Origin of the sequence: Frigidibacter sp., assembly GCF_030695035.1 — a bacterium.
Taxonomy (GTDB): domain Bacteria; phylum Pseudomonadota; class Alphaproteobacteria; order Rhodobacterales; family Rhodobacteraceae; genus Frigidibacter.
In genome coordinates, this window is the sequence record NZ_JAUYTT010000010.1 from 71840 (window position 1) to 98771 (window position 26932).

A 26932-nucleotide genomic window follows, 5' to 3' on the forward strand; every position below is an offset into this window, starting at 1 on the left:
AAGGGGCACGGCCTCCGACCGGATCGCGCGCCTGATCCGGGCGATCAGGTGGCGATCCTCGCCGGACCTTTGGCAAGACACGACCGTGATCCGGTCCGAACTGTTCGGCACCGAACGGCTGGAGCATCACGCGCTGACGCTGGCCGCAGCGCAGACCGTCGCGCCCCATCCCCGCGCCCGGGTCAGCCCGCTGACGGCGCGCGTCAAGGACAACGCGGTCTTCCTGCTGGGTGCCTACCGCTCCTGCGCGCAGACCCTGCAGGCGGGGCGACCGATTGCCCCCGCGGCTGAATGGCTGCTGGACAATTTCCACCTCGTCGAACAGCAGCTGCGCCAGATCGAGGATGATCTGCCCGCCGGCTATTACCGGCAGCTGCCCAAGCTGGCCGAGGGCCCCTTCGCGGGCTACCCGCGCGTCTTCGGCCTCGCCTGGGCCTATGTCGCCCATACCGACAGCCTTCTCTCCGGCCCGGTCCTTGCCAAGTTCGTGCAATCCTACCAGCAGGTCAGCCCGCTTTCGATCGGCGAGCTTTGGGCGGTGGCGATCACCCTGCGCATTGTGCTGCTGGAAAACATGCGCCGCCTTGCCGAACAGATCACCCAAGGCAACGAACTGCGGCTTGTGGCCGACGAGATCGTGGACAAGGTGCTTGCCGCCCGCAAGACCCCGGACCAGACCCCGCAAGAGGTGCTGTTCGCCGCCACCGCCAGCCTCGCCAATGCGCCGCTGAACGAGATCATCGCCGCCCAGATCGCCAAGCGCCTGCGCGGCTTTGACCCCGAGGATACGCCGCTGCAAGCCTGGCTTGGCGCGCGCCTGCACCGGCAGGGCTCGTCCATCGAGACCGTGGTGCAGAATGCGCAGCTTCGGCAGGGCGCGTCGAACGTCACCATGCGCAATATCGTCACCAGCATGAGGCTGGCGTCAGAGCTCGACTGGGCGGATTTCTTCGAGGAAGTCAGCCTGATCGACACCCGCCTGCGGGGTGGCTCCGCCTTCGCCGAGATGGATTTCGCCACCCGCAACAGCTACCGCACAGAGATCGAGGTGCTGGCGCGCGGGTCGGACCTGTCGGAGATTGCAGTTGCCGACGCTGCGCTGGGCTTTGCCGCGCAGCACGACGCCGAGCCCGGCTTCGGTCTGATCGGCCCGGGGCGGCCCGCTCTCGAGCAGGTGGTTGGGTTCAGGCCCGGCCTGTGGATGCGGCTTGGCCGCGCGCTTGGGACGCTGGGTCTTGCCGGCTATCTCGGGGCTATTGCGCTCGTCTCTGCCGCTGTTCTCGCCTTGGCCCTGTGGGCTACGGGCGCGGAGGGCCTCGCCCTCGGTGTGCTGGCCGTGACCGGCCTCCTCACAGCCACCGAAGCGGGCACAGCTCTCGTGAACCTCGCCGTCACACGCACCGTGCGGCCCAAGCTGCTGCCGGGGCTGGACTTGTCCACTGGCATCCCGCCCCACTTGCGCACCCTTATCGCGGTGCCGGTATTGCTCAGTGACCGCGCCGACCTGCAGGCGCAGATCGAACAACTGGAGGTCCATCACCTCTCCACCACTGGCGGCGCTCTGCATTATGCGCTGCTGTCGGACGGCCCCGATGCAGGCACCGAAACTACGCCCCAAGATGCCGCCCTGATCGCCGAGGCCACCGCGGCGATGGCGAGCCTGAACGCCAGCTACCCCTCCGACCACGGCGACCGCTTCTTGTTCCTGCACCGCCGCCGCCTCTGGAATCCAGCCGAAGGCGTCTGGATGGGGTGGGAACGCAAGCGGGGCAAGCTGCATGAGCTGAACCGCCTGCTGCGCGGCGGCACGGGTACCAGCTTCCTGCCGCATCCCGGCGTGCCGCAGGATGTGCGCTTCGTGATCACCCTCGATGCCGACACCCGCTTGCTGCGCGATACCGTGGCGCGGCTGATCGGCAAGATGGCGCATCCGCTGAACCGGGCCGAGCTTGACTCCGCCCGCCAGCGCATCACCCGCGGCTATGGCATCGTGCAGCCCCGGGTCACGCCGGCGCTGCCGACCGGGGCCGAGGGCTCGATCTTCCAGCAGGTCTTCTCCAGCCCCGGCGGGATAGAGCCCTATGCGGCTGCCATCTCGAACGTCTATCAGGACCTGTTCGGCGAGGGCTCCTTCACCGGCAAGGGCATCTATGATGTCGATGCCTTTGCCGCCAGCCTTGCGGGCCGGGTGCCCGACAACACCATGCTCAGCCACGACCTGTTCGAGGGGGTCTTTGCCCGCGCCGGGCTTGCCTCGGATATCGACGTCGTTGACGAATTTCCCGCCCGCTATGACGTGGCCGCCCGCCGCCAGCATCGCTGGGTGCGGGGCGACTGGCAGCTTCTGCCCTGGCTGGTGCGGCGCGGCTCTGGCCTGACGGCGCTTGGCCGCTGGAAGATGCTCGACAACCTGCGCCGCGCCGTGGTGGCTCCGCTGACGCTGGCGGCGCTGTTCGCGGGCTGGCTGATGCCGCTGCCGGTGGCGGCGGCCTGGACCGTCGCGGTGCTGGGGATGCTGGCGCTGCCGCATCTGGTGGGCTTGCCCTTCGCCGTGCTGCCGGGCCGCGCGGGGATCACTTCGCGCAGCCATGGCGCGGCGCTGCTGGCCGATACGTGGCGGGCGGCGGCGCAGATCGCGCTCAACATCGCGCTGCTGGCCGAGACGGCGTGGCAGATGGTGGATGCGGCCGGGCGCACGGCCTTCCGGCTGGCGGTCAGCCGCAAGCACCTGCTGCAATGGGTTACCGCCGCGGCCACAGGCGCCGGCGCCCGCCCCGGCATGGTCGCGCAATACCGGCGCATGGCGGGCGGCGTGGCGCTGGGGCTTGGCACCTTCGCGCTCGCCATCGCGCTCAACCCCGCCGTCTGGCCCCTCGCCGTGCCCTTCGCCCTCCTGTGGCTCGCCGCCCCCGCAATCGCCCACCGCATCAGCCGCCCGCTGGTGCAATCCGCCGCCCGCCCGCTGCCCGAGGCCGAGGCCCGCGCCCTGCGCCTGATCGCCCGCCGCACCTGGCGATACTTCGAGACATTCGTGACCGAAGCCGACAATTTCCTGCCCCCGGACAACTTTCAGGAAATCCCCACCCCCGTCACCTTCCACCGCACCTCGCCTACCAATATCGGCCTCTACCTCCTCTCCGCCACCGTGGCGCGCGATATGGGCTGGATCGGCCAGACTGCCGCCCTCACCCGGCTGGAGCAGACCCTGCACACCGTGACGCGGATGCCCCGCTTCCGCGGACACCTTTACAACTGGCATGACACGCAGGACCTGCGGGTGCTGGACCCGGCCTATGTCTCCTCGGTCGACAGCGGCAATCTGGCCGGGCATCTGATCGCCGTGGCGCAGGCCTGCCACGAATGGCAGGCGGGGCCGGTGGATGACGCCGCCCGCCGCGAGGGCCTTGCCGACGCGCTGGCGCTGGCCCGCCTGTCGCTGACCCCCGCCACCGCCGCCATCCCCACGCTGCTGGACCGCCTCGCCAACGCCAATGCGCGGCAAGACCCGTTCGCGGACCTGCTGCCGCTTGCGAGCGAGGCCACCGAAATCGCCGAGACCCTCAGCGATCCCGATCTGGCCTTCTGGTGCGGCGCCGCGCGGGACTGCATCGCCGGGGCGCTCGAGGATGCGGCTGGCGGCACGGCGGCACGACTGGCGGCGATGGAGGACCTCGCCCGCGCCTTGGCGATGGACATGAACTTCGCCTTCCTGCTGGACCCCGAGAAAAAGCTGCTCTCCATCGGCTTCTCGGTCTCGACCAATACCCGCGATCCGAACTGCTACGACCTTCTGGCCTCCGAAGCGCGGCTGGCGAGCCTGTTTGCCATCGCCAAGGGCGATGCGCCCACCCGGCACTGGTTCCGGCTGGGCCGCGCTGCCACGCCCATCGGTGCGGGCTCGGCGCTGATCTCATGGTCGGGCAGCATGTTCGAATACCTGATGCCCTCGCTGATCATGCGCGCCCCCGTCGGCTCGGTGCTGGAGCAGACCAACCGCCTGATCGTGGGCCGACAGGTGACCTATGGCGCGGCGCAGGGGATGCCCTGGGGCATCTCGGAATCCTCCTACAACGCCCGCGATCTGGAGATGACCTATCAATACGCCAACTTCGGCGTGCCGGGTCTGGGCCTGAAGCGGGGGCTGGCGGCGAACCGGGTTGTCGCCCCCTATGCGACCGGACTGGCGGCGATGGTCGATCCGCGCGCCGCCTTGCAGAACTATAAACAACTCGCCGCCCTCGGGGCCGAGGGGCGGTATGGCTTCTACGAGGCGGTGGATTTCACGCCCGCGCGGCTGCCCGCCGGGGCCGGCCATGTGCTTGTGCGAAGCTTCATGGCGCATCATCAGGGCATGACAATCACCGCCATCGCCAACATCTTGCAGGGTGGGCGGCTGCGCACGCGGTTCCATGCCGAGCCGATGATCCAGGCGGTGGACCTCTTGCTGCAAGAACGGGTGCCGCGCGATGCCACCGTCGCCCCGCCACGCGCCAAGGATGTGCCGGTGACCGAGGCCGAGCCCTCGGGCGCACCCGCCCTGCGCCGCTTCGATGCGCCAGAGGCCGAGGCGCCGACCGGGCACCTGCTGTCCAACGGCAGCTATGGCGTGATGCTGACGCCGACGGGCGCGGGCTACAGCCGCTGGCGCGATCTGGCCGTCACCCGCTGGCGGGCAGATGCGACGCGGGCGGCTTTGGGCTCGTTCATCTTCGCGCGCGATGTGAAATCCGGCGCGCTCTGGTCGGCGGGCGTGCAGCCCACCGGCGTGGGGGCGGGGCATCATCGCGCGGTGTTCTCGGAACATCTCGCCTCCTTCACCCATCACGGCCAGCGGCTGTCCATGACCACCGAGGTCGTCGTTTCTGCCGAGGACGATGCCGAGGCGCGCCGCGTCACCCTGACCAATACCGGCGGCCATGCGCGCGAGATCGACCTCACCTCCTATGCCGAACTGGTGCTGGCCCCGCCTGCCGCCGATCTGGCGCATCCGGCGTTCTCCAAGCTGTTCGTGGTCACCGATTTCATGCCCGAGCTTGGCGCGATCATCGCCACGCGCCGCCGCCGGTCTACCACCGACCATGAGGTCTGGGCGGCGCATATCGCCGTGGTCGAAGGGCAGGAAACCGCACCCCTGCAATACGAAACCGACCGCGCCCGCTTCATCGGCCGCGGCGGCAGCATCGGCGCTGCCGCTATGGCCAGCGGTCCGCTCTCCGGCACCACAGGCACGGTTCTGGACCCGGTCTTCGCCCTCCGCCGCCGGGTGATCGTGCCTTCGGGCGGCGTGGCGCGGGTCACGTTCTGGACCGCGATCGCCGCCACACCCGAGGCGCTGCTGGACCTTGTGGACCGCCACCGCGACCCGTCGTCCTTTGAGCGGGCCGTGACCCTGTCCTGGACGCAAGGCCAGGTGCAGCTGCGCCATCAGGGTATCACCCCGGCCGCCGCCGCCGACTTCCAGCGCCTCGGCGGCATGATCCTGCGCGGCGATCCGCGCCTGCGCGCCGCCCCGCGCCAGATCGAGGCCGCGGCGGGGCCGCAATCCGCGCTCTGGGCCATGGGCATTTCGGGCGATTTGCCGATCATCTTGTTCAGGATCAGCGAACCCGAAGACGCCGCCGCGCTGCATGAGGTGCTGGCCGCGCATGAGTATCTGCGGATGCGGCAGCTCGACGTGGATCTGGTGATCCTGAACGACCGCGCCTCCTCTTACGTGCAGGACATGCAGATCGTCATCGACATCGCCGTCCGCTCGGCCCAGTCGCGCCTGCGCGGCGAGGTGCATCAGGGCGGGCCGCGCGGCGCGATCCACACCCTGCGCGCCGATCTGGTGACGGTGGATCAGCGGGCGCTGCTGCTGTCGGTGGCGCGGATCGTACTGCTGGCCAATCGCGGCAGCATCGGCGACCAGATCGAGGCGCTGCCCATCGTGCCTGCGCCGCCTGTGGCGATTGCGCGGATCGCCCCGGTCCCCGCCGACGCTGGCCCCCCGCCGGCGCTGGAGTTCTTCAACGGCACCGGCGGCTTTGCCGAAGACGGGCGCGAATATGTCACCGTCCTGCGCGACGGGCAGACGACTCCCGCCCCCTGGATCAACGTCATCGCCAACCCCGGCTTCGGCTTTCAGGTCTCGGCCGAGGGCAGTGGATCCGTCTGGGCTGAGAACAGCCGCGAGAACCAGTTGACGCCCTGGTCCAACGACCCGGTTTGCGACCCGGCGGGCGAGGCGATCTATCTGCACGATCTGGACAGCGGCGCGACCTGGACGCCGACCGCGCTGCCAATCCGCAGCCGCGGCACCTATGTCGCGCGGCACGGGTTTGGCTACAGCCGGTTCGAGCATACTGCCCACGGCATCGTGGCCGAGATGGTGCAGTTCGTGCCTACGGATGACCCGGTCAAGATCACCCGGCTGACCCTGCGCAACACCGGCAACACCCCGCGGCGGCTGTCGGTCACCGCCTATGCCGAATGGGTGCTTGGCACCTCGCGCAGCGCCACCGCGCCGCACATTATCACCTGGCAAGATCAGGGCGCGATCCTCGCCCGCAACCCCTTCGCCACCGCCTTTCCCGGCCGCGTTGCCTTCGCCGATCTGGGGGCCGACACCACCAGCCGCACCGCTGACCGGGGCGAGGTTCTGGGCCACACCGGCAGCATGGCGGCCCCCCTGGGCATCGGGCCCAAGCCGCTCTCGGGCCGCACCGGCCCGGCGCTGGACCCTTGCGCCGCCTTGCAGCGCCATGTGACTCTGGCTCCGGGCGCGAGCGTGACGGTGATCTTCCTGCTGGGGCAGGCGGCCTCGGCCGAGGCCGCCCAGGCGTTGATCCAGCGCCACCGCGCCGCCGATCCGGAAGCCACGCTTGCCGCCGTCCGCCAGCACTGGACCGATCTGCTGTCCGCCGTACAAATCACCTCGCCCGACCGCGCCATGGATATCCTGCTGAACGGCTGGCTGCTGTATCAAACGCTCGCCTGCCGGATCTGGGCCCGCGCCGGCTTCTATCAGGCCAGCGGCGCCTATGGCTTCCGCGACCAGCTGCAGGACGGGATGGCGCTGACGGCGCTGCGGCCCGAGATGACGCGGGCGCATCTGCTGCGCGCCGCCGGCCGGCAATTTCCGGAAGGCGACGTGCAGCACTGGTGGCTGCCGCATTCGGGGCAGGGCGTGCGCACCCGGATCTCGGATGACCGGGTCTGGCTGGGCTATGGCGTGGCGCAATACATCGCCGTGTCGGGGGATGCCGGGATCCTTGATGAGCAGATCCCGTTCCTCGACGGCCCGGCAGTCCCCCCCGGCGCGCATGACGACTTCTTCCAGCCTGCGGTGTCCGACAGCCATGCCAGCCTGTTCGAGCATTGCGCCCGCGGTATCGACCAGGCCATCGAGCTCACCGGCGCCAACGGGATGCCGCTGATCGGCACTGGCGACTGGAATGACGGGATGAACCGGGTGGGCGAGGGCGGGCAGGGCACCTCTGTCTGGCTCGGCTGGCTGCTGATCGCCACCATCGACCGGCTGGCCCCCCTTGCCGATGCCCGCGACCCCGCCCGCGCCGCTCGCTGGCGCGCTCATCGCGATGCCGTGCTGAAAGCCATCGAAGCCGAGGGCTGGGACGGAGCCTGGTATCGCCGCGGCACCTTTGACGATGGCACACCGCTGGGATCGGCGACATCGGACGAATGTCGCATCGACAGCATTGCGCAATCCTGGGCGGTGCTGTCCGGTGCGGCGGACCCGGGCCGTGCCGCGACCGCGATGGCCAGCATGACCGAGCATCTGGTGCGGCCAGATCCCGGCCTTGCCCTGCTGTTCACCCCGCCCTTCGACCAGACCCCGCTCGACCCCGGCTATATCAAGGGCTACCCGCCCGGCCTGCGCGAGAATGGCGGGCAATACAGCCACGCCGCGATGTGGGCGATCCTGGCGCAGTGCCGGCTGGGGAACGGCGATGCGGCGGGGGCGCTGTTTGCGCTGGTCAACCCGATCAACCACGCGCTGACGCCCGAGGCGGCGGCGCGCTACAAGGTGGAGCCATATGTGGTCGCCGCCGACGTCTATTCCATGCCGCCGCATGACGGGCGCGGCGGGTGGACATGGTATACCGGCTCCGCCGGCTGGATGTACCGCGCCGGGATCGAGGGTCTTCTGGGCCTGACGCGGGTGGGGGACAGCCTGACGCTGGACCCCTGCTTCCCGAAGGGCTGGCCGCAAATGCAGGCGACCCTCACCCTCGGCACTACCCGCCTGCAGATCACCATCACCAACCCGGGCCACACCGGCCACGGGATTGCGGCGGCGGATCTGGACGGGGTGCCGCTGGAGATTGCAGAAGGGCGCCTGATCCTCGGGTTGCCGCAGGGCGCGCTGCGCCACCTGACGGTCCGGCTTCGGGCGTGAAGCAACCAGCACTTATGCTGCAGACGCTAACACCGATCAGTGTTAGATCTGGCGCGCCGGGTTATTATTCGCACCAAACCGGCTGACCGCGCCTGCCGCGCCCGCCCCAACAAGGATGCCCCCATGCCGCTTCTTGATCTTGTCATCACCCTGATTGTCGTCGGTGTCCTCTTGTGGCTGGTGAACACCTACATCCCGATGGACCGGAAGATTAAATCCATCCTGAACATCGTCGTCGTGATCGCCGTGATCCTGTGGATCCTCAGCGCCACCGGGATTCTGAGCGGCCTCAGCTCGGTTCAGGTTGGCGGATGACGGCGGGGGCACAGGCCCCCGAACCGCTTGCCCTGCAGGGGCCTGTGACCTTGGCCAGCCTGACCGAGACCCGCGCATTGCTTGAGAGCCATGCCGGAGCCCGGACGCTCGACCTGTCGGGCGTGACGGTGCTGGATACGGCGGGTGCCTGGCTGCTGACCTCATGGCAGCGGGCGGGCGCGGGCAAGGGCGGCACCCTCACCGGAGCCAATGCTGCGCAGACCCTGCTGCTGGAAACGGTGACCGACGCACTGTCGGCGGCTGTTCCGGCACCAAAGCCGCGCCGCGTGCATCATCAGGCCGGCGACACGCTTGCCAACACCGGCAAAGCCGTCAGCGGCGTCGCGGTCGGCGTCGGCGAAAGCATCGGCTTTCTGGGCCTCGTCATGGCGCGGCTTGGCTGGACGATCCTGCATCCCGCGCGGCTGCGGCTGACGGCGCTGGTTCATCACATGCATCAGGCTGGGCTGAACGCCGTGCCCATCGTTGCGCTGATGGGCTTCCTGATCGGCGTGGTGCTGGCCTTCCAGGGCGCCTCGCAACTCAAGCAATTCGGGGCCGAGGTCTTCGTCGTCGATCTGATCGCCATCTCGATCCTGCGCGAACTGGGCATCCTTCTGACCGCAATCATCGTGGCCGGGCGCTCCGCCTCGGCCTTCACCGCCGCCATCGGCTCGATGAAGATGCGCGAAGAGATCGACGCGATGCGGGTTCTGGGCCTTGATCCGGTAGAGTTGCTGGTGCTGCCGCGCGTGCTCGCGCTGGTCATCATGCTGCCGGTGCTTGGCTTCATCGCCAATATCTCCGGCCTTGTCGGCGGCGGGCTGATGGCCTGGGTGGAGCTTGGGATTTCGCCGGGCATGTTCCGCACCCAGCTGCTGAACAACACCGACGTGTCGCACCTGCTGATCGGCCTCACCAAGGCGCCGGTCTTTGCGATGATCATCGGGGTGGTGGGCTGCCATCAGGGGATGCAGGTCAAGGGTGATACGGAATCGCTCGGCAGCCGCACCTCACGCTCGGTCGTGGTGGCGATCTTTCTGGTGATCGTCGTGGACGCGCTGTTCTCGATCTTCTTCGCGCTGTGGGGGATCTGATGGCAGAGCCGATCATCACCATCCGGGGGCTGACCAACCGTTTCGGCAAGACGGTGGTCCATCAAGCCCTGGACCTTGATGTGATGCGGGGCGAGGTTCTGGGCGTCGTCGGCGCCTCGGGCAGCGGCAAGTCGGTGCTGCTGCGCACCATCGTCGGGTTGCAGCACCCGGCGGAGGGCACGATCACCGTTCTGGGCACCGATGTGCTGACCGCCGATGCCGCCCACCTGCACACGGTACAGAACCGCTGGGGCGTGATGTTTCAGGATGGTGCGTTGTTTTCCTCGCTGACAGTGCGCGAGAATGTGGCGGCCCCGATGCGCGAGCGGCTGGGGATCGACGCCGAAACCCGCCGGGCGCTGGCCGATCTGCGGATTGCGATGGTGGGCCTGCCGGCCTCGGCCGGCGATCTGTCGCCCTCGGACCTGTCGGGAGGGATGCGCAAGCGGGCGGGGCTCGCCCGCGCGCTGTCGCTGGACCCCGAGATCCTGTTTCTGGACGAGCCCACCGCGGGCCTCGACCCCATCGGCGCATCGGAGTTCGATGCGCTGATCACCGCGCTGCAAAAGGCGCTGGGGCTGACGGTGTTTCTGGTCACCCATGACCTCGACACGCTCCACGCCACCTGCGACCGGATCGCGGTGCTGTCCGAAAAGAAGGTGCTGGTCACCGGCACGATGGCCGAGATGCTTCGCGTCGATCAACCTTGGGTTCACGCCTATTTTCACGGGCCCCGTGCCCATGCGGCGCAGCCGCCGGCGGAGGCCAGCTGATGGAAACGCGCGCAAGATATATCCTTGTCGGGGTCTTCACCCTTGCCAGCGTTCTGGCAATCCTCGGCTTCACGCTCTGGCTCGCCAAGGTCCAGATCGACCGGACCTATGCGCAATACGACATCGTCTTCGACAGCGTCGCCGGCCTCGGCCTTGCCAGCGCGGTGCAGTATAATGGCGTGACCGTCGGCAAGGTGCTGACCATCGCGCTGGACGAGGAAGACCCCTCGCTGGTGCGGGTGCGGATCGAGATTGACGCCAGCACCCCGATCCGCACCGACACCGTGGCGACCCTCTCCTCGCAGGGCGTGACTGGCGTGTCCTATGTGGCGCTGGAGGGCGGCAGCATGGCGGCAGAGCGGCTGGTCCGGGTTCCCCCGGCGGATGTGCCGCTGATCGCGTCGCGGCCCTCGGTCATGCAGGATCTGATCACCGGAATGCCCGACCTGCTGAATGAGGCAATCCTGCTGATGCGCGATATCCGCGGCTTCACCACGCCCGAGAACGGCGCCGCGATCACCGAGATCCTGCGCAATGTCGAACAGGCCACCGCCCGGATCGACACGATGGCGACGCAGACGGAATCGGTCATGGCTTCGGCGCAGGCGTCGCTGGTCCGGGTCGATGCGGCGCTGGTCGAGGTTCAGGCGGCCTTCACCAGCGCCAATGCCGTGCTGGAGGATGACGTGCCGGCGGTGATGGACCAGCTTCGCGCCGCCATCGCCAGCCTCGACAGATCGGTCTCCGGCTTCGAGAGCTTCTCGCGTGAGGGGCTGCCGCAGTTCAGCGCGCTTGCCACCGACGCGCGGGCGCTGGTGGCCAATATCAATGCCCTCACCTCGCGGATCGGCAGCGACCCCGGGCGCTTCCTGCTGGGCACCCAGACCCCGGAATACAGGAGATGACAGCGATGAAACCGATCCGTCCCGCCCTGCTTGCCCTGGCGCTGAGCCTGCTCTCCGGCTGCGGCGCCTTCACCGCCGTGTCGGAGGCGAGCGCAGCCCGCGATGCCTATACCCTGTCGCCTGCCACCGCCGCATCGGCGCCCGCCACGGGCAGCGGGCATCTGGTGGTGGAGCTGCCAAGCTCTGCCGGGGCGTTGGCGAATGACCGGATCCTGATCAAGCCGGTGGCCTTTCAGGCGCAGTATCTGCCCGATGCCCAGTGGTCCGAACCCGCCCCGGCGCTGGTGCAGACCTTGCTGGTCACGTCCTTCCAGAACCTTGGCGGCTTCCGGCTGGTCGGGCGCACCGGTGCCGGGCTGATGCCGGACTACACGCTGATGACCGAGCTGCAGGAGTTCCACGCCGAGCCTGCGGGGGCCGAGGCCGAACCGCTCGACATCCGCGTCAGCGCGATGATGACGCTGATCCGCGAATCCGACCGACGCATCATCGCCACGCGCCGGTTTGCGGCAACGACGCGGGTGCAGACGGATGATACCACAGACGTGGTGCGCGGTTTCGACAGCGCCTTGCGGCAGGTGCTGGGTGAGGCGGTGGTCTGGACGCGGGCGCAGACGCGCTAGCCAAGTCAGACGCCGCCCGCTCGGAGCGCCGGTCCCGCGCCGGGCGAGGGAGCTTCCCACCGTGTCCCTCGCCCCGCAGAATGCGGTATTGTGCCAGTCAGGATAGAGATGGTGCGCGGCTTTGCCGCCCGGCTCGCAGCACATTGGCGCTTCTGCACCAGCGATATTCTCAGGTCCCCAATGCCGGCAGATCGCGCCGGGCAATGTCGCGGGCCTCATCACGGTCCAGCCCAAGCGCGCGCAGAATGAACTCCGCCAGGTCGGCTCCCGCCCGCCGCCACGAGCAGTGCCCGTCGAGGATCAGCGCCATATGCGAGAGCACCGATCCGCCGACCATCGCCAGAACCGCCGGAATCTGTTCGCGCTCGATCGTGAAGCGGCCCATCTCGATCCCTTCGGCGATGTCGCGCGCCGGTTGACCCAGCAGCATGGGCCGCAGCGAGGCGGTGGTCAGCGCGAAGCGGACGATGAAGGCGCCCCAGTCCGGCTCGTCATGCGCGCGCGACAGGAAATGGCAGATCCCGGTTGTCAGCCGTTCGGCGGGGTCCGCGACATGCGTCGTCGCGGTGGCAATCTCGCCCTGCAGGTCCTCGGCCATCTGCTGCACGATCTGCCCGAACAGCTGCGCCGGGTTGCGGCAATTGTTGTAGATCGTCGCCCGCGTCACCCCCGCCGCCAGCGCAAGATCGCTGACGGACAGTTTTTCGGCCCCGCGTTCGGCAAAAAGCCGGATGGCCGCGTCGGTGATGCGCTTGTTGCTGAGGGTAACGGCAGGGGAGGCAGCAGACATTCGTTGACCTTGTTTTACAGTAAAGTATAAAATAGTTCAGATATGGTCGGCGTCAAGACAGGTTCAGCCGCGCGCGCGGGTAGGGCGCTTGCCGGTGCAGGAGAGCGAAGGAGCTTGAGATGAAGGTCTGCATTCTGGGAGCGAATGGCAATGTCGGCCGCCGGGTCGCGGCGCGGGCGCTGGCCGAGGGGCATCAGGTGACGGCGGGGCTGCGCGATGCCAGCCGCTTGCCGGCGGAGTTTGTGGGCAGGGTTCTCGTCGCCCCGGTCGATTTCGACAGCGACGAGAGCCTTGCCCAAGCGATGCAGGGCCATGATGCGGTGGTGAATGCGGCGGGTTATGTCACGGCGCCAGACTTCGTCGCACTGGTGACCCGGGTGGTGAAGGCCGCGGACCGCGCCCTGGGCGAGGGAGGCCGGTTCTGGATGTTGGCCGGTGCTGCCTTGCTGGATGTGCCGGGCACTGCGAAGATGACGGTCGATCTGCCGAAGGTGCCCGAAATCTACCGCAAGCATCAGCAGAACTTCGCGGTGCTGAAGCAGAGCCGGATGGACTGGTCGGTGCTCTGCCCCGGCCCGATGATCGACGCAGCGGACGGCCGCGCGACCGAGGGGCTGGTCCTGTCCGCCGATATCTGGCCGGTGCCGCGGCCGGCGCTGCTGGGGGTCTTGCCGTGGATTGCCTCGAGCCTTGCCTTTTCCCGGTCGGTGCCGCGGATGACGATCTACTATGAGGATGCCGCGAAGGTCATCGTGGACCATCTGGCGCCGCAGGGCAGGTTCTGCCGCCACCGGGTCGGGATCGCGCTGCCCGGGGGCATGACGCGCAGCAAGGGCTGAACAGCAAAGGGGCGGCGCAGCTGCAAAGCGGATGCGCCGTGGGTCGGGCTGCGTCCGGTCGCCCCTCATGCCGCTACGGCAGCGCTCTGGGCGATTGACGGCTGACAATTTGCGTTGAGAGATGGCGGTGAGGTCGCCCGCCAGTCTTGACGGGGCGGGCCAGATCCGGCGCGGAGGGGATGAGGCGCCGGCAGGGAGGGGACAGGATGATCGACCAGCCAGGCACCACTGCGCAAAGGGCTGCGACCGCTTTTGCCGCGCAGGCCGCGGGCACTGCTGCGCGACGGATGAGCTTCGGGGTGGCGGAGCGGCGGGGCGCGCTGGACCGGCTGGCCGAGGCGATCCGGCGCAATGAGGCGGCCGTTGTCGCGGCACTGGCGACGGATTTCGGCAAGCCCGAAGCCGAGGTGATCCTGACCGAGCTGCTGCCGGTGATGCAGGAACTGCGGCACGCGAGGCGCAACCTGCGCCGCTGGATGCGGCCTCGGCGGCCCCTGCCGACGCTTGCTACCTTGGGCACCTCCGCCCGCATCCGGCCCGAGGCGCGGGGCGTGTGCCTGATCATCGCGCCGTGGAACTATCCGTTCAGCCTGTGCCTCGGGCCTTTGGTCTCGGCTCTTGCGGCGGGCAACAGCGCGATCCTCAAACCGTCAGAGATGACGCCAGCCACCTCGGCGCTGATCGCGCGGATGATGGGGGAGGCGTTCTCGCCGGACCTGGTGACGGTCGTCGAGGGCGGGGTGGAGGCGTCCGAGGCGCTGCTGGCGCTGCCCTTTGATCATATCTTCTTCACCGGCAGCCCGGCCGTTGGGTCCATCGTGATGGCCGCCGCCGCGAAGACGCTTGCCTCGGTGACGCTGGAGCTGGGGGGCAAGTCGCCGACCATCGTCGGATCGCAGGCCGACCTGACGCAGGCTGCCAAATGGATTACCTTCGGCAAGTTCGCCAATGCCGGCCAGACCTGCATCGCGCCGGATCATGTGTTCGTCCACCGCTCCGTCAAGGATGACTTCACCGCCGCCCTGCGCTTACGGATCGCCAAGTCCTATGGCGAGGCCGGGGCAAGCCCGCATCTGGCGCAGATCGTGAGTGACCGGCACGCCGAGCGGCTGTCGGGGCTGCTGAGCGATGCGCTGTCCAAAGGGGCGCAACTGACGCTCGGGGGAGAGATGCAAGGCCGCCGCATGGCCCCGACCCTGATCGAGGCGCTGACGCCCGAGATGCGGATCTCCTCCGAGGAGATCTTCGGCCCGATCCTGCCGGTCATCGCCTATGACGACATCGCCGAAGTGATCGCCAAGATCAACGCCGGCCCCAAGCCACTGGCGCTCTATGTCTTCGACAAGGACCGCGCGGGCACGGAGCGGATCATCGCCGCCACCAGCTCGGGCAGCGTCGGCGTGAACCTGACGGTGGCGCAGTTCACCCATACCGGGCTGCCCTTCGGCGGCGTGAATCACTCGGGCATCGGCGCGGCGCATGGCGAGTATGGCTTCCGCGCCTTCAGCCATGAGCGGGCGATCCTGACCAATCACGGATCGGCCCTGCCGCTGGTCTTCCCGCCCTATACGGCGCGGGTGAAACGGTTGATCGGGCTGGTGAAGCGGTTCTTGGGGTAGCGCATGTTCGACTATATCATCGTCGGGGCGGGGTCGGCCGGATGTGTGCTGGCGAACCGCCTGTCCGCCGATCCGGGCACACGCGTTTGCCTGATCGAGGCGGGCGGGCGGGATCGCAACCCGCTGATCCACATGCCCCTCGGCCTTGCCGCGATGGCGCGCAACAGGACCATCAACTGGGCCTTCGACACAGCGCCCGAGTTGGCGCTGAGCGGCCGCCGGCTCTATTGGCCGCGGGGCAAGGTTCTGGGCGGGTCGAGCTCGATCAATGCGATGATCTACATGCGCGGGCACCCGGCGGATTATGAAGGCTGGGCCGCCGCCGCAGGGCCGCATTGGGGCTGGGACCGGGCCCGCGCGCTGTTCCTGCGGATGGAGGGGAACACGGGCCTTGCGGATGCGCATCACGGCACGGACGGGCCGCTGACGGTCAGCGATCTGCGTGAGGTGAACCCGATGAGCCGCGCTTTCGTGCAGGCGGGGGTGGAGTGCCAGTTTCCCGAGAACGGGGATTTCAACGGCGAGAGCCAGGAGGGCGTCGGCCTCTATCAGGTGACGCAGCGCAATGGCCGACGGCTGAGCGCCGCGCGGGCGTTTCTGGCGCCCATACGCTCCCGGGCGAACCTGACGGTCGAGACCGGCGCGCAGGTGGAACGCGTGCTGTTTCAGGATCGCCGCGCCATTGGTGTGCGGCTCCGGGGCCGCGACCTGCTGCTGAGGGAGGGCGGCGAGGTGATTGTTGCGGCGGGGGCGGTGAAGTCGCCGCAACTGCTGATGCTGTCGGGGATCGGCCCGGCGGCAGAGCTGGCACGGCACGGCATCGAGCTGGTGCACGATGCGCCCGAGGTCGGGGAGAATCTGGCGGACCATCTCGACATCACGGTGATGTCCTGCACCAGAGGCCGCGAACCCATCGGGCTCGCGCCAAGCTTCCTGCCGCGCGCCCTGCGGGCCGCGTGGCGCTTCGCCACCAGGGGCACGGGCGAGCTGACCTCGAACGTCGCCGAGGCTGGGGGTTTCGTGCGCTCGGATGCCGGGCGCGACCGGCCCAACCTGCAGTTCCATTTCCTGCCCGCCTATCTGCGCGATCACGGCCGGCAGATTTCCTGGGGTTATGGCGTTACGCTGCATGTCTGCGACCTGCTGCCGCAAAGCCGCGGGCGTATCGGGCTGGCCAGCGCGGACCCCACGGCTCCGCCCCGGATCGAGGCGAATTATCTGGGCCATCCCGAGGATATCGGGGTGCTGCTGAAAGGGCTGAAGATCGCCCGGCGCGTGATGGGCGCGCCCGCGCTCGCCTCAAAGATCCGGGCCGAGGTGCTGCCGGGGCCGGGGGTGGTGTCGGATGCAGAGCTGATCGCTGACATCCGCGCCCGGGCCGAGACCATCTATCACCCGGTCGGCACCTGCCGAATGGGGGCGGATGCGGCCTCTGTCGTCGATCCGCAGGCGCGGGTGCGCGGGGTGGAGGGGCTGCGGGTGATCGATGCCTCGATCATGCCGTCGATCATTGCGGGCAATACCAATGCCCCGACGATGATGATTGCCGAGAACGTGGCGGACATGATGCTGGGAGGCTGAGAGCGGCCGCGGGAGGTTGCGGGGCCCCCGCCGACTGGCTTAGGTATCCCCCGGGACCAGAGCGCGGGGCGACCCGCGCCCTAAGCCGGAGGAGACGAGATGACAGACTGGAAAGCGTTGGCGGCAGAGCTGTATGACGGCAGCTTCCGCCCGATGTTCGTGGGTGGCGCGTGGTGCGAGGCTCGCTCTGGCAAGGTGATGGACGCCCGCAACCCGGCTGACGGCTCGCTGCTGGCGAGCGTCCCGCAGGGCGATGCCGCGGATGTCGACGCCGCCGTCGCCGCGGCCCGCAAGGCCTTCGAGGGGCCCTGGTCCCGGTTCACCCCCTTCGAGCGGCAGGCGCTGCTGCTGCGCATCGCCGACGGGTTCGAGGCGGCGTGGGAGCGGCTTTGCCTGTCGGACACGCTCGACATGGGGATGCCGATCCAGCGCACGCTGGCCAACAGCCGCCGGGTGCTGGGGATGCTGCGCTTCTATGCCGGGCAGGCGGTCAGCATTCACGGCCAGACCATCCCGAACTCTTTCCCCGGCGAGATCTACTCGCAGACCGTGCGCGAGCCGGTGGGCGTGGTTGGGGCGATCATCCCGTGGAACGCGCCCATTGCCGGGTCGGTCTGGAAGATCGCGCCGGCGCTGGCGACCGGCTGCACGGTGGTGCTGAAACCGTCGGAAGAGGCCTCGCTGACTGTGCTGATGATCGCGCGGATCATGCAAGAGGCCGGGCTGCCGGACGGGGTGCTGAACATCGTCACCGGCCTCGGGGCCGAGGCGGGGGCGGCGCTGGCCGCGCATCCGGGCGTCGACAAGATCGTCTTTACCGGGTCCACCGCCACGGGCCAGGCCATTGCCCGCGCGGCGACCGGCAACCTCAAGCGCGTGTCGCTGGAGCTGGGGGGCAAGTCGCCGGTCATCGTCTGCCGCGATGCCGATATCGACAAGGCGGTGCCGGTTGCGGCGATGGCGGTCTTCGCCAATTCGGGGCAGATCTGCATTGCCGGCTCGCGCCTGTTCGTGGCGCGCGAGATCCATGACGAGTTCGTGCGGCGGGTCGCTGACTTTGCCGCGAAGCTGCGGATCGGGCACGGGATCGACGAGGGCACCGATGTCGGCCCGATCATCTCGGCCCGTCAGGCGGAGCGGATCGCGGGCTATCTGGCTGCCGGGCCGAACGAGGGTGCCGAGGTCCTGACGGGCGGTTTGCGGGCCGAGGGAGCCGGGCTCGAGGGCGGGCATTTCATCCACCCCACGGTGTTCGGCGGCGTGACCGATGACATGACCATCGCCCGCGAGGAAATCTTCGGCCCGGTCATCTCCGCGCTGCCCTTCGACACGCTGGACGAAGTGGTAGAACGCGCGAATGCCACGCCCTACGGCCTCGCGGCGGGGGTGTTCTCGACGCATCTGGGCACGGCGCACAAGCTGGCGCATCGGATCAAGGCGGGGTCGGTCTGGGTCAACATGTACCACGCCATCGACCCGGCGGTGCCCTTTGGCGGGGTCAAGATGTCCGGCTATGGCCGCGAGGGCGGAACCGAGCATCTGGACGAATATCTCGACACCAAGGCGATCTGGATCAACACCGACTGACGCGGGGCAGGGGCGTGCCGCTTGCTGGCGACGAAAATCAAAGGGAGAGAACCATGCGTGTCGGACTTATCGGCGTTGGCCTCATGGGCCACGGGATCGCCCGCAATGTGCTGGCACGGGGCGGGTTCGGGCTGACCTTCCTCGACCACCCCGGCAACCAGCCGGTGGACGAGATCACCGGCCTTGGCGGCCGCCCTGCCGCGAGCGTGGCCGAGGTTGCTGCAGCGTCGGAGGTGGTGATCCTCTGCGTCACCGGCTCGCCGCAGGTGGAGGCCATCGTGGGCGGTGAGGATGGTCTGGGGACCGCAATCACCCCCGGCACCGTGGTCGTCGACTGCTCGACTGCCCTGCCGGACTCGACCCTGCGCATGGGGGCGATCATCGCGGCCGCGGGCGGCGCATATCTGGATGCGCCGATGACGCGCACGGCGAAGCACGCCCATGACGGCACGCTGAACCTGCTGGTCGGCGGCGAGGCCGAGGTGCTGGAGAAGGTCCGCCCGGTGCTGGCCTCCTTCACCGCCTCCGTCCAGCATGTCGGCCCGCTGGGGCATGGCCACCGGCTGAAGCTGCTGCACAACTATGTCTCCATCGGCTTCATGTCGCTGCTGGCCGAGGCGGCGGCGCAGGCGGCGGATGCCGATGTCGACCCGCAGATTTTCGTCGATGTGCTGGCGGGCGGCGGCGGTGCCAGCGCGGCGCTGGACCGGCTGGCGCCCTATATCGTGGCCGGGGACCGGGAGGGCCTGCCGTTCTTCGTGGGCAATGCGCAGAAGGACATCGACTATTACCGGGCGATGGCGGCAGACGCGGGCGGGCAGCAGATCATTGCCGACGCTGTGTCGGCGGCGCTTGGTGCTGCAGTCGAGGGCGGCCATGCCCAGGCCTATGTGCCGGAACTGGTCACGCTGTTCCGCAAGCCCTGAGGCGAGACGCCCTGTCCCGAACGGGTTGCAACCCAAATGGGGCGCCTGTAGCAAGTTAAAACCAAAGGGGAGGACTACCATGAAACTTCATTTCCGTGCGCTGGCTGCGACCGGTGCCCTCGTCGCGCTTGGCCTTCCGGCCGCCGCGCAGACCGAAGTCAAGATCGGCTACGCGCTGGCGCCTGACAGCCATTACGGCGTCGCCGCCGACAAGTTCGAAGAGGTCGTGACCGCCGAAACCGGCGACCAGTTCACCTTCACCCATTTCCCCTCATCGGGTCTGGGCGGCGAGCGTGAGGTCATCGAAGGCCTGCAGCTTGGCACCATCGAGGCGACCATCGTGTCATCGGGCACGCTGGCGAACTTCGTGCCCGCGACCGGCGTCTTTGACGTGCCGTTCCTGTTCCGCGACCTGGCCCATGCCCGCGCGGTTCTGGACGGCCCCATCGGCCAGGACATCTTGGCCGAGTTCGACAATGTGGGCCTCGTCGGCCTTGCCTGGGGTGAACAGGGCTTCCGCCACATCACCAACAACCGCAATGCGATCCAGACGCCGGCAGACGTGGCGGGCCTGAAGATCCGCACCATGGAAAACCCGGTCCACCTGGCCGCCTTCAACGCGATGGGCGCCGCGCCGACGCCGATGGCCTGGCCCGAGGTGATCTCGTCGCTGCAGCAGGGCGTGATCGACGGGCAGGAAAACCCGCTGTCGGTGATCGTTTCGGCCAAGCTGAACGAGGTGCAGAAGTATCTCACGCTGTCCGGCCACGTCTATTCGCCGGCGATGCTGCTGGTGTCCAAGCCGTTCTGGGATGGGCTGGACGACACGCAGAAAGCCGCCTTCGAGAAGGCCGCGACCGAGGCCGTGGGCGCGATGCGCGGTTATGTCGATGATGTCGAGGCGAATGGCGTCGAGACGCTGAAAGAGCGCGGCATGGAAGTGAACGCCCTCTCGGCCGAAGAGAAAGCCGCATTCCAGACCTCGATCCAGTCCGCCTATGACGGCTATTACGAGACCTATGGCGAAGACTTCGTCAACTCGATCGTCAACTTCCAGTAACGACTGACGCCGGCGCCTCAATGGCGCCGGCCCCCTTCCAGAGGCCACTCCTTGAAAAAGCTGGAAACCCTCTTCGTCACGCTGAACAGCTGGGCCCTGATCCTGATGCTGACGGCGATGGCGCTGATCGTGGGCGCGAACATCACGCTGCGCTACACCTCCTCGCATTCGCTGTCCTGGGCGGATGAGGCGGCGCGCTACCTGATGATCTGGATGACCTTCGGCGGTGCCGGCCTGATCCTGCGCATCGGCGGCCATGTCGCCATCACCAACCTGCAGGATGCGCTGCCGGCGCTGGGGCAAAAGATCCTGCGCGCCTGCCTCGTGGTCGGGCTGCTGATCTTCTTCGGCTTCATGGTCCATGTCGGGGTCCAATACGCGCAGCGGATGCAGTTCCAGGTGACGCCCGCGCTGCGCATCCCGTTCCTCTATGTCTATGCCGCCATGCCCGTGGGCTTTGGTCTGCTGATCGTGCATCTGCTGCTGATCGCCCGGCCCTTCATCACCGCCGGCGCCTTCAAGCCGATGGATGACGCGCACGCCTCCGCCCCCATGCCCGGAGGCGCCCGTGGCTGAAATCCTGTTTCCGGCCCTGTTCATCCTGCTGGCGCTCGGCGTGCCCGTGGCCTTCGCCATGGCAATCTCTGTCTTCGTCGCGCTGAACTTCGGGTCCTCCTATCCCAGCCTTGTGGTGGTGAAGGAGATGTTCACCGGCCTCGACAGCTTCCCGCTGCTGGCCGTGCCGTTCTTCATTCTGGCGGCAGAGATCATGACCGGGGGCGCCGTGACGCTGGCGATCCTGCGTCTGGCGCAATCGCTGGTCGGGCATCTGAAGGGCGGGCTCGGCCATGCCAACGTGCTCAGCTCGGCGATGTTCGCGGGGATCTCGGGCAGCGCGCTGGCCGATGCGGCCGGCCCCGGCTCGATGATGATCAAGATGATGGAAAAGGGCGGCTATGACCGCCCCTATGCCGGCGCGCTGACGATGGCGAGCGCGGTTGTCGGGCCGATCATCCCGCCCTCGATCACCATGATCATCTATGCGATGCAGGATCAGGAGGTTTCCGTTGGGTCCTTGTTCATGGCGGGGGTGCTGCCGGGCCTGCTGATCACCGCGCTGGTGATGATCGCCAATGCCCGTGTCAGCCATATCCGCGGCTATGTCAGCGGCGATGCGATGCCGCCCTTTGCCGAGATCCTGCGCCTTGCTGTCCATGCCATCCCGGCACTGCTGCTGATCCTGCTGATCGTGGGGGGCATCCGCTTTGGCATCTTCACCCCCACCGAGGCTTCGGTGATCGCGGTGTTCTACGCGCTGTTCGTGGGGATGTTCGTCTACCGCTCGCTGCGCATCCGCGACCTGCCCGCCATCATCCTGCGCGCGGCGCTGGTCGCGGGGGCGGTGCTGCTGATCCTCGGCGCGGCCCGTGCCTTCGCCTGGGTGCTGATCATCGAGGGGCTGCCGCAGTTCCTGGCCGAAACCATCATCGCCTGGGACCTGTCGCCCATCGTTTTCCTGCTGGCGGTGAACCTGCTGCTGCTGGTCTTTGGCCTGTTCATGGACCCGCTGCCCGGCGTGATGATCCTTGTGCCGATCCTCGCCCCGATCAGCCTTGCCCTTGGCATCGACCCCAACCACTTCGCCATTGTGGTGATCGTGAACCTGACCTTCGGGCTCTGCACCCCGCCCGTCGGCAGCCTGATCTTCGTCGTCGCCTCCACCGCCAACCTGAAGCCCTCGACCCTGATCAAGGAAATGCCGCCGTTCTTTCTGGCCCTCGCCACGGCCTTGCTGCTGATCACCTTCGTGCCGGTCCTGTCCACGTGGCTACCAAGGGTCAGCGGGTTCTGAACCGGCGGCGAGTCGCTATCCCTTTGGCGGATAATATGCGATAGCTCCGGACGGCCCATGCCCTAGGCACGGCCCGGTCCACAGGGGTCAGGCCGCATCCTGCGGCGTCCCTGCGGCCCGTTTGCCCCGAGGTTTTCGGCGGGGCTTACGCTCAATGGGAAGGACCCAAAATGGCGCTCGAAAGTCTGCTCATCATTCTCCTTGTTGGCGCCGTGGCCGGTTGGCTCGCAGGGCTGATCGTCAAGGGCTATGGCTATGGCCTGCTTGGCAACATCGTCATCGGGATCGTCGGCGCGTTTGTGGCCGGCCTCATCCTGCCCCGTCTGGGCCTGAATATCGGCGGCGGCATTGCCGGCTCCATCGTTTACGCCACCATCGGGGCGGTGATCTTGCTGTTCGTGATACGGCTGATCAAACGCGCCTGACCTGGGCCTTGGGGGCAGCAGGGCATAACAGGCCCCGTGCTGCCCCTCGCTCATCCCTTGGGTGCCGGGGTCTTCCCCCGCGTCTCGGCCGCGAAGATCATCAGGCCGGACACCACGATGATCGCCGCGCCCGCCAGCATCGTCGCGGTCGGCAGGTCGCCGAAGAACATCCAGCCCATCAGCACCGCCCAAGGCAGCAGGGTGTACTGGAACGGCGCCACCGTTGCCGCGTCTGCCAGCTTGACCGCTCGGTTGACGCAGATATGGCCCAGCATCGCAACGACGCCGAGTGTGCCCAGAAGCAGCAGGTCAGAGCCCGTCGGGGTCACCCAGCCCACCGGGGCCAGGACCAGTCCCGCGGCCAGCGCGCCGAGGATCTGGAAGAAGACCAGCACCGTGTCGGGCGTGCCGCGCAGGCTGCGGCCGGTCAGCATCATCAGCGCGAAGGCGAGGGTGCCGATGACCGACACGGCGATGGCAAAGGGATGCACCTCGCCCGAGGGCGTCAGCGCGACCAACACCCCGACGAAGCCGAGTGCGATGGCGGCCCACCGCAGGGCGCCCACCTTCTCGCCCAGCAAGACGGGCGAGAGCGCGGCCACATAGATCGGGGCGGCCAGCCAGTAGGTCATCACATCGGCCAGCGGCAGGTAATAGACGGCCCAGTAGAAGCAGAACACCTCGGCGGTGGAAAATACCACACGGGCGAGCTGAAGCAGCGGGCGCTGAACATGGCGGATGGGCGCCAGTCCCAGGCGCCACAGGAAGGGCGCAAGGATCAGCAGGGCCACGGCAGAGCGCAGCAGCAGCACCTGCCCGACCGAATAGGTCGAGACCAGCCATTTGCCCATCGCGTCATTGGCGACGAACAGGAACATTGCCAGCAGCATGACCATCATGCCAAGCCGGGCCGGGCTGATCGCGATGCCGCGGAAGGTGGTGACGGGATGGTTCATGTCTGTGCGTCCGTCATAGGCGGCATCGAGGGCTCGGCGCCCTCGCATGTGCCGACAATAATCGTGATGGGTCCGGGAGCTCCTGAACCGGAAGGGCCGGGGCACATGGCCCCGGCCCCTCTGTTCAACGGGGCAGAGTTACTGGCCGCGGATGGTCGCCAGCTCGGCCTGCACCTGCTCGATGACGTCGGCGCCAATCGAGTCTGCGCCGCGCTCGTACACGCCGGCAACGGCTTCGCGGATTTCGGCCATGGCCTCTTCCGAGATGTCGTTCACTTCCAGCCCGGCATCCTTGATCCGCTGCAGCGACTGCTCGGACAGGGCCCGCCCGGATTCGCGCTGAACGGTCTGACCGGCGGCGGTGCAATCATAGAGGATCTGCTGCTCTTCTTCCGAATAGGTGTCGAAGATCGGCTTCGAGAACAGGATCATGAACGGCGTGTAGGCGTGGCGGGTGTTCGACACATAGTCCTGCACTTCGTAGAAGCGCGAGGTGTCGATGGTCACATAGGGGTTTTCCTGCGCGTCGATGGCGCCGGTTTCCAGGGCGGTGAACACCTCGCCAAAGGCCATTGGCGTTGCATTGGTGCCAAGCGTCTGGAACGTGTCGAGGAAGATGTTGTTCTGCATCACGCGCACGCGCATGCCGCTGAAGTCCTCAAGCTTCTCGACCGGGCGCAGCGAGTTCGACAGGTTGCGGAACCCGTTTTCCCAATAGGACAGGTTCACAAGGTTATGCGCGGTCATCTTGTCGGACATCATCTTGCCGAACTCGCCATCCAGCAGCGCGTCGGCTTCTGCCTCGCTCGAGATCAGGAAGGGCAGGTCGAACACGCCAAGCGCCGGTTCGATGGCGACCAGCGGCGAGGTCGAGGAGACGACCATTTCCAGCGTGCCCGAGCGCAGCGACTGCGCCGATTGCAGGTCATCGCCAAGCGACGAGCTCCAGAACGCATTGATCGTCCAGGCGCCGCCGGTGCGCTCTTCCACGCACGCCTTCATTGCTTCGACGCCGTCGCCGACCGGGTGATCCTCGGCCACGCCATTGGCGATGCGGATCGTACGTTCGGAAATCTCGGCGCTGGCCGGGATGGCGACGGTAAGGGCCAAGACGGCGGCCACTGAGGTGGTGATAAGGGTCTTCATGTGCAAACTCCTCCGATTTTGCGGGTTATTTTGAGAGTGTCGGGTCACCGCATCCAGGCCAGCGGGGCCAGCACGATCTGCGGGAAGATAAGAAGCAAGGCGAGGACGAAGAGCTGAGAGGCGATGAAGGGCAACACGCCCTGCGCCACCTTGCCAAACGGCACCCGCGAGACACCGCTGACCACGTTGAGCACGACACCGACAGGCGGGGTGATCAGCGAGATACAGGTGGTCATCACGAAGATGATGCCGAAATAGACCGGGTCGATATCGGCGGCCCGGGTGACCGGCATCAGGACGGGGGCGAAGATCAGGATGGTCGGGGCAAGGTCAAGAACCATGCCCACGACCAGCAGCAGCGCGACGATGCCGAGCATCAGCAGCTGCGGGCTTTCGATCAGCGGCTCTACCAGCCCGATCAGGTCGTTGGGGATGTTCGCCGAGGTGATCAGCCAGGATGTCACCAGCGCCGAGGCGACGAGGAACATCACGATGGCCGTAGTTTTCGAGGCATTGACGAAGACGCGGTAGAGGCTTTGCCAGGTCAGCTCGCGGTAGATCACGCCGCCGACGAAGAGGGCATAGACCGCTGCGACCACCGCCGCCTCGGTCGGGGTGAAGATGCCGAAGCGGATACCGGCCAGGATGATGACCGGCATGAACAGCGCCCAGATCGCGGCGCCCGCTGCATTCAGGCGGTCCTTGCCAGACCTGCGCGGCAGGGGGATGACGGTTTCCTTGCGGGCGACGAAGCCCCACATCAGCGCCAGCGCTGCGCCCATCATCAGGCCGGGGACGATGCCGCCCAGGAACAGCCCGGTGATCGACACGTTGGCGGCGACGCCGAAGATGATATAGGCCAGCGAGGGCGGCAGGACCGGCGCCACGATGCCGCCGGCAGCCATCAGGCCCGCCGCGCGTGGCACGTTATAGCCGGCCTCGCGCATCATCGGCACAAGGATGGCGGCCAGTGCAGCGGAGTCGGCCGCGGCAGAACCGGACATCGAGGCCATGATGATCGCGGCCATGACGGCCACATAGCCGAGCCCGCCCTTGATATGGCCGCAGCAGGTGACCGCAAAGTCCACGATGCGGCGCGACAGGCCGCCCGCATTCATCAGCTCGCCTGCCAGCAAGAAGAATGGCACCGCCAGCAGTGTGAAGGTGTTGGCGCCGGTGATCATCTGCTGTGCGATGATCTGGGTGTTGAAGATGCCCATGTAGGACATCAGCACGATGCCGGTTGCCATCAGCGCGAAGGCGACGGGAACGCCGATCGCAAGGGTGGCAAACAGCGTGCCGAGGAAGACGAGAATGGTCACGATGCGCGCCCTTCAGGAGTGGATTCTTCGTATTCGCCGACGAAGCGGGCGATCTCGGCCTCGGTCACGCGGCCGGTGAGGATCTGGAAGAGGCGCACCAGCGCGATCAGGGCGACGCCGCCGCCGGTGAAATAGCCGATGCCATAGACCCAGATCATCGACAGATCGATTACCGCAGCGCTCATCGTCGCATTGATCGGGTGCTGGACCCATGTTCCGTGGAAGAACGCGCCGGCGCAGCCCAGAATGATCAGGTTCGAGATGAACATGCAGATGACACGCCCGCGCCGACCGAACAGCCGCACGATGGTCTCGACCCCGATATGACCATGCTCCTTGAAGGCCAGCACGGCGCCGATGAAGGTCAGCCAGACGAAGAAATAGCGGGACATTTCCTCGGAGAAGGTTATGCCGCTGTTGAAGCCGTAGCGAAGGACCACATTGGTCGCGACCATGAGAACCATGCCCGCCAGCAGCGCGGCCAGCACGAGTTCGACAAGCTTCACGGCGGTGTCGGAAAATCTGGTCATGTGCGAACACCTTCCGTCCAAAGCGCCAGGCTCATGATCGGGTCTCCTCCCGCAAAGGGCATCGCGGCACGGGTGCGGCGATTGTTCCGGATATCGGAAGGTCTCCTCCCTTGCCGATGTCCCTTGGGTGGTTCATATTTGGTAACGTATAACATTGTCAACTGCTCGCGTATCGGCTGCCGCAG

At 67.4% G+C, this 26932-nt stretch carries 20 protein-coding genes; 15 read left to right on the plus strand and 5 right to left on the minus strand.

Annotated elements, in window-relative coordinates; translation table 11 throughout:
• Window positions 1–85 precede the first annotated feature (85 nt).
• The 6 genes from Q8S30_RS09520 to Q8S30_RS09545 all read left to right on the plus strand — a co-directional run bounded on the left by Q8S30_RS09520 (window position 86) and on the right by Q8S30_RS09545 (window position 12114).
• A complete protein-coding gene (locus tag Q8S30_RS09520; RefSeq protein WP_305665789.1) occupies window positions 86–8401 on the plus strand; it encodes a GH36-type glycosyl hydrolase domain-containing protein in 8316 nt (2771 codons plus the stop codon).
• A gap of 123 nt (window positions 8402–8524) precedes the next feature.
• Window positions 8525–8716 (plus strand): Thivi_2564 family membrane protein, encoded by a 192-nt coding sequence (locus Q8S30_RS09525; RefSeq protein ID WP_305665790.1) that lies wholly within the window; start codon window positions 8525–8527, stop codon window positions 8714–8716.
• Window positions 8713–9813: an ABC transporter permease gene (locus Q8S30_RS09530; protein WP_305665791.1), complete on the plus strand. Its 1101-nt coding sequence runs from the start codon at window positions 8713–8715 to the stop codon at window positions 9811–9813. Before Q8S30_RS09525 ends, Q8S30_RS09530 begins: the two co-directional genes overlap by 4 nt.
• A complete protein-coding gene (locus Q8S30_RS09535) occupies window positions 9813–10586 on the plus strand; it encodes an ABC transporter ATP-binding protein (RefSeq protein WP_371135482.1) in 774 nt (257 codons plus the stop codon). Before Q8S30_RS09530 ends, Q8S30_RS09535 begins: the two co-directional genes overlap by 1 nt.
• A complete protein-coding gene (locus tag Q8S30_RS09540) occupies window positions 10586–11491 on the plus strand; it encodes an MlaD family protein (RefSeq protein WP_305665792.1) in 906 nt (301 codons plus the stop codon). The genes Q8S30_RS09535 and Q8S30_RS09540 overlap by 1 nt, the downstream gene beginning before the upstream one ends.
• Before the next feature lie 5 nt (window positions 11492–11496).
• On the plus strand, window positions 11497–12114 hold the full coding sequence (locus Q8S30_RS09545; protein WP_305665793.1) for an ABC-type transport auxiliary lipoprotein family protein: 618 nt from the start codon (window positions 11497–11499) through the stop codon (window positions 12112–12114).
• Window positions 12115–12283: 169 nt separating this feature from the next.
• On the opposite strand, the gene Q8S30_RS09550 is transcribed toward Q8S30_RS09545, so the two are convergent.
• Window positions 12284–12904 carry a TetR/AcrR family transcriptional regulator gene (locus Q8S30_RS09550; protein WP_305665794.1) on the minus strand — a complete coding sequence of 207 codons (621 nt, stop codon included), beginning with the start codon at window positions 12902–12904 and terminating at the stop codon, window positions 12284–12286.
• A 119-nt stretch (window positions 12905–13023) separates the two neighbouring features.
• Here Q8S30_RS09550 and Q8S30_RS09555 point away from each other — a divergent pair, with 119 nt between their 5' ends.
• From Q8S30_RS09555 to Q8S30_RS09595, 9 genes are all read left to right on the plus strand, one after another.
• Window positions 13024–13743 carry an NAD(P)-dependent oxidoreductase gene (locus Q8S30_RS09555; RefSeq protein ID WP_305665795.1) on the plus strand — a complete coding sequence of 240 codons (720 nt, stop codon included), beginning with the start codon at window positions 13024–13026 and terminating at the stop codon, window positions 13741–13743.
• A 206-nt stretch (window positions 13744–13949) separates the two neighbouring features.
• Window positions 13950–15362, plus strand: coding sequence for an aldehyde dehydrogenase family protein (locus Q8S30_RS09560; protein ID WP_305665796.1), 1413 nt, complete (start codon window positions 13950–13952; stop codon window positions 15360–15362).
• 3 nt (window positions 15363–15365) lie between these two features.
• Window positions 15366–16943 carry a GMC family oxidoreductase gene (locus Q8S30_RS09565; protein ID WP_305665797.1) on the plus strand — a complete coding sequence of 526 codons (1578 nt, stop codon included), beginning with the start codon at window positions 15366–15368 and terminating at the stop codon, window positions 16941–16943.
• A gap of 99 nt (window positions 16944–17042) precedes the next feature.
• A complete protein-coding gene (locus Q8S30_RS09570; RefSeq protein ID WP_305665798.1) occupies window positions 17043–18530 on the plus strand; it encodes an aldehyde dehydrogenase in 1488 nt (495 codons plus the stop codon).
• Window positions 18531–18583: 53 nt separating this feature from the next.
• Window positions 18584–19456 (plus strand): NAD(P)-dependent oxidoreductase, encoded by an 873-nt coding sequence (locus tag Q8S30_RS09575; RefSeq protein ID WP_305665799.1) that lies wholly within the window; start codon window positions 18584–18586, stop codon window positions 19454–19456.
• 79 nt (window positions 19457–19535) lie between these two features.
• The gene (locus tag Q8S30_RS09580; RefSeq protein WP_305665800.1) at window positions 19536–20516 is read left to right on the plus strand and encodes a TRAP transporter substrate-binding protein; all 981 of its coding nucleotides are present in this window, start codon (window positions 19536–19538) and stop codon (window positions 20514–20516) included.
• 51 nt (window positions 20517–20567) lie between these two features.
• Window positions 20568–21092 carry a TRAP transporter small permease gene (locus Q8S30_RS09585; protein ID WP_305665801.1) on the plus strand — a complete coding sequence of 175 codons (525 nt, stop codon included), beginning with the start codon at window positions 20568–20570 and terminating at the stop codon, window positions 21090–21092.
• Window positions 21085–22368: a TRAP transporter large permease gene (locus Q8S30_RS09590; protein WP_305665802.1), complete on the plus strand. Its 1284-nt coding sequence runs from the start codon at window positions 21085–21087 to the stop codon at window positions 22366–22368. Before Q8S30_RS09585 ends, Q8S30_RS09590 begins: the two co-directional genes overlap by 8 nt.
• A gap of 170 nt (window positions 22369–22538) precedes the next feature.
• Window positions 22539–22793 (plus strand): GlsB/YeaQ/YmgE family stress response membrane protein, encoded by a 255-nt coding sequence (locus Q8S30_RS09595; RefSeq protein WP_305665803.1) that lies wholly within the window; start codon window positions 22539–22541, stop codon window positions 22791–22793.
• A gap of 50 nt (window positions 22794–22843) precedes the next feature.
• Here the strand turns inward: Q8S30_RS09595 and Q8S30_RS09600 are convergent, their stop codons facing one another.
• From Q8S30_RS09600 to Q8S30_RS09615, 4 genes are all read right to left on the minus strand, one after another.
• The gene (locus tag Q8S30_RS09600) at window positions 22844–23749 is read right to left on the minus strand and encodes a DMT family transporter (RefSeq protein ID WP_305665804.1); all 906 of its coding nucleotides are present in this window, start codon (window positions 23747–23749) and stop codon (window positions 22844–22846) included.
• Window positions 23750–23887: 138 nt separating this feature from the next.
• Window positions 23888–24895, minus strand: coding sequence for a TRAP transporter substrate-binding protein (locus Q8S30_RS09605; RefSeq protein WP_305665805.1), 1008 nt, complete (start codon window positions 24893–24895; stop codon window positions 23888–23890).
• Window positions 24896–24939: 44 nt separating this feature from the next.
• Window positions 24940–26217 carry a TRAP transporter large permease gene (locus tag Q8S30_RS09610; RefSeq protein WP_305665806.1) on the minus strand — a complete coding sequence of 426 codons (1278 nt, stop codon included), beginning with the start codon at window positions 26215–26217 and terminating at the stop codon, window positions 24940–24942.
• Window positions 26214–26747, minus strand: coding sequence for a TRAP transporter small permease (locus Q8S30_RS09615; RefSeq protein WP_305665807.1), 534 nt, complete (start codon window positions 26745–26747; stop codon window positions 26214–26216). Before Q8S30_RS09615 ends, Q8S30_RS09610 begins: the two co-directional genes overlap by 4 nt.
• Window positions 26748–26932: the final 185 nt, after the last annotated feature.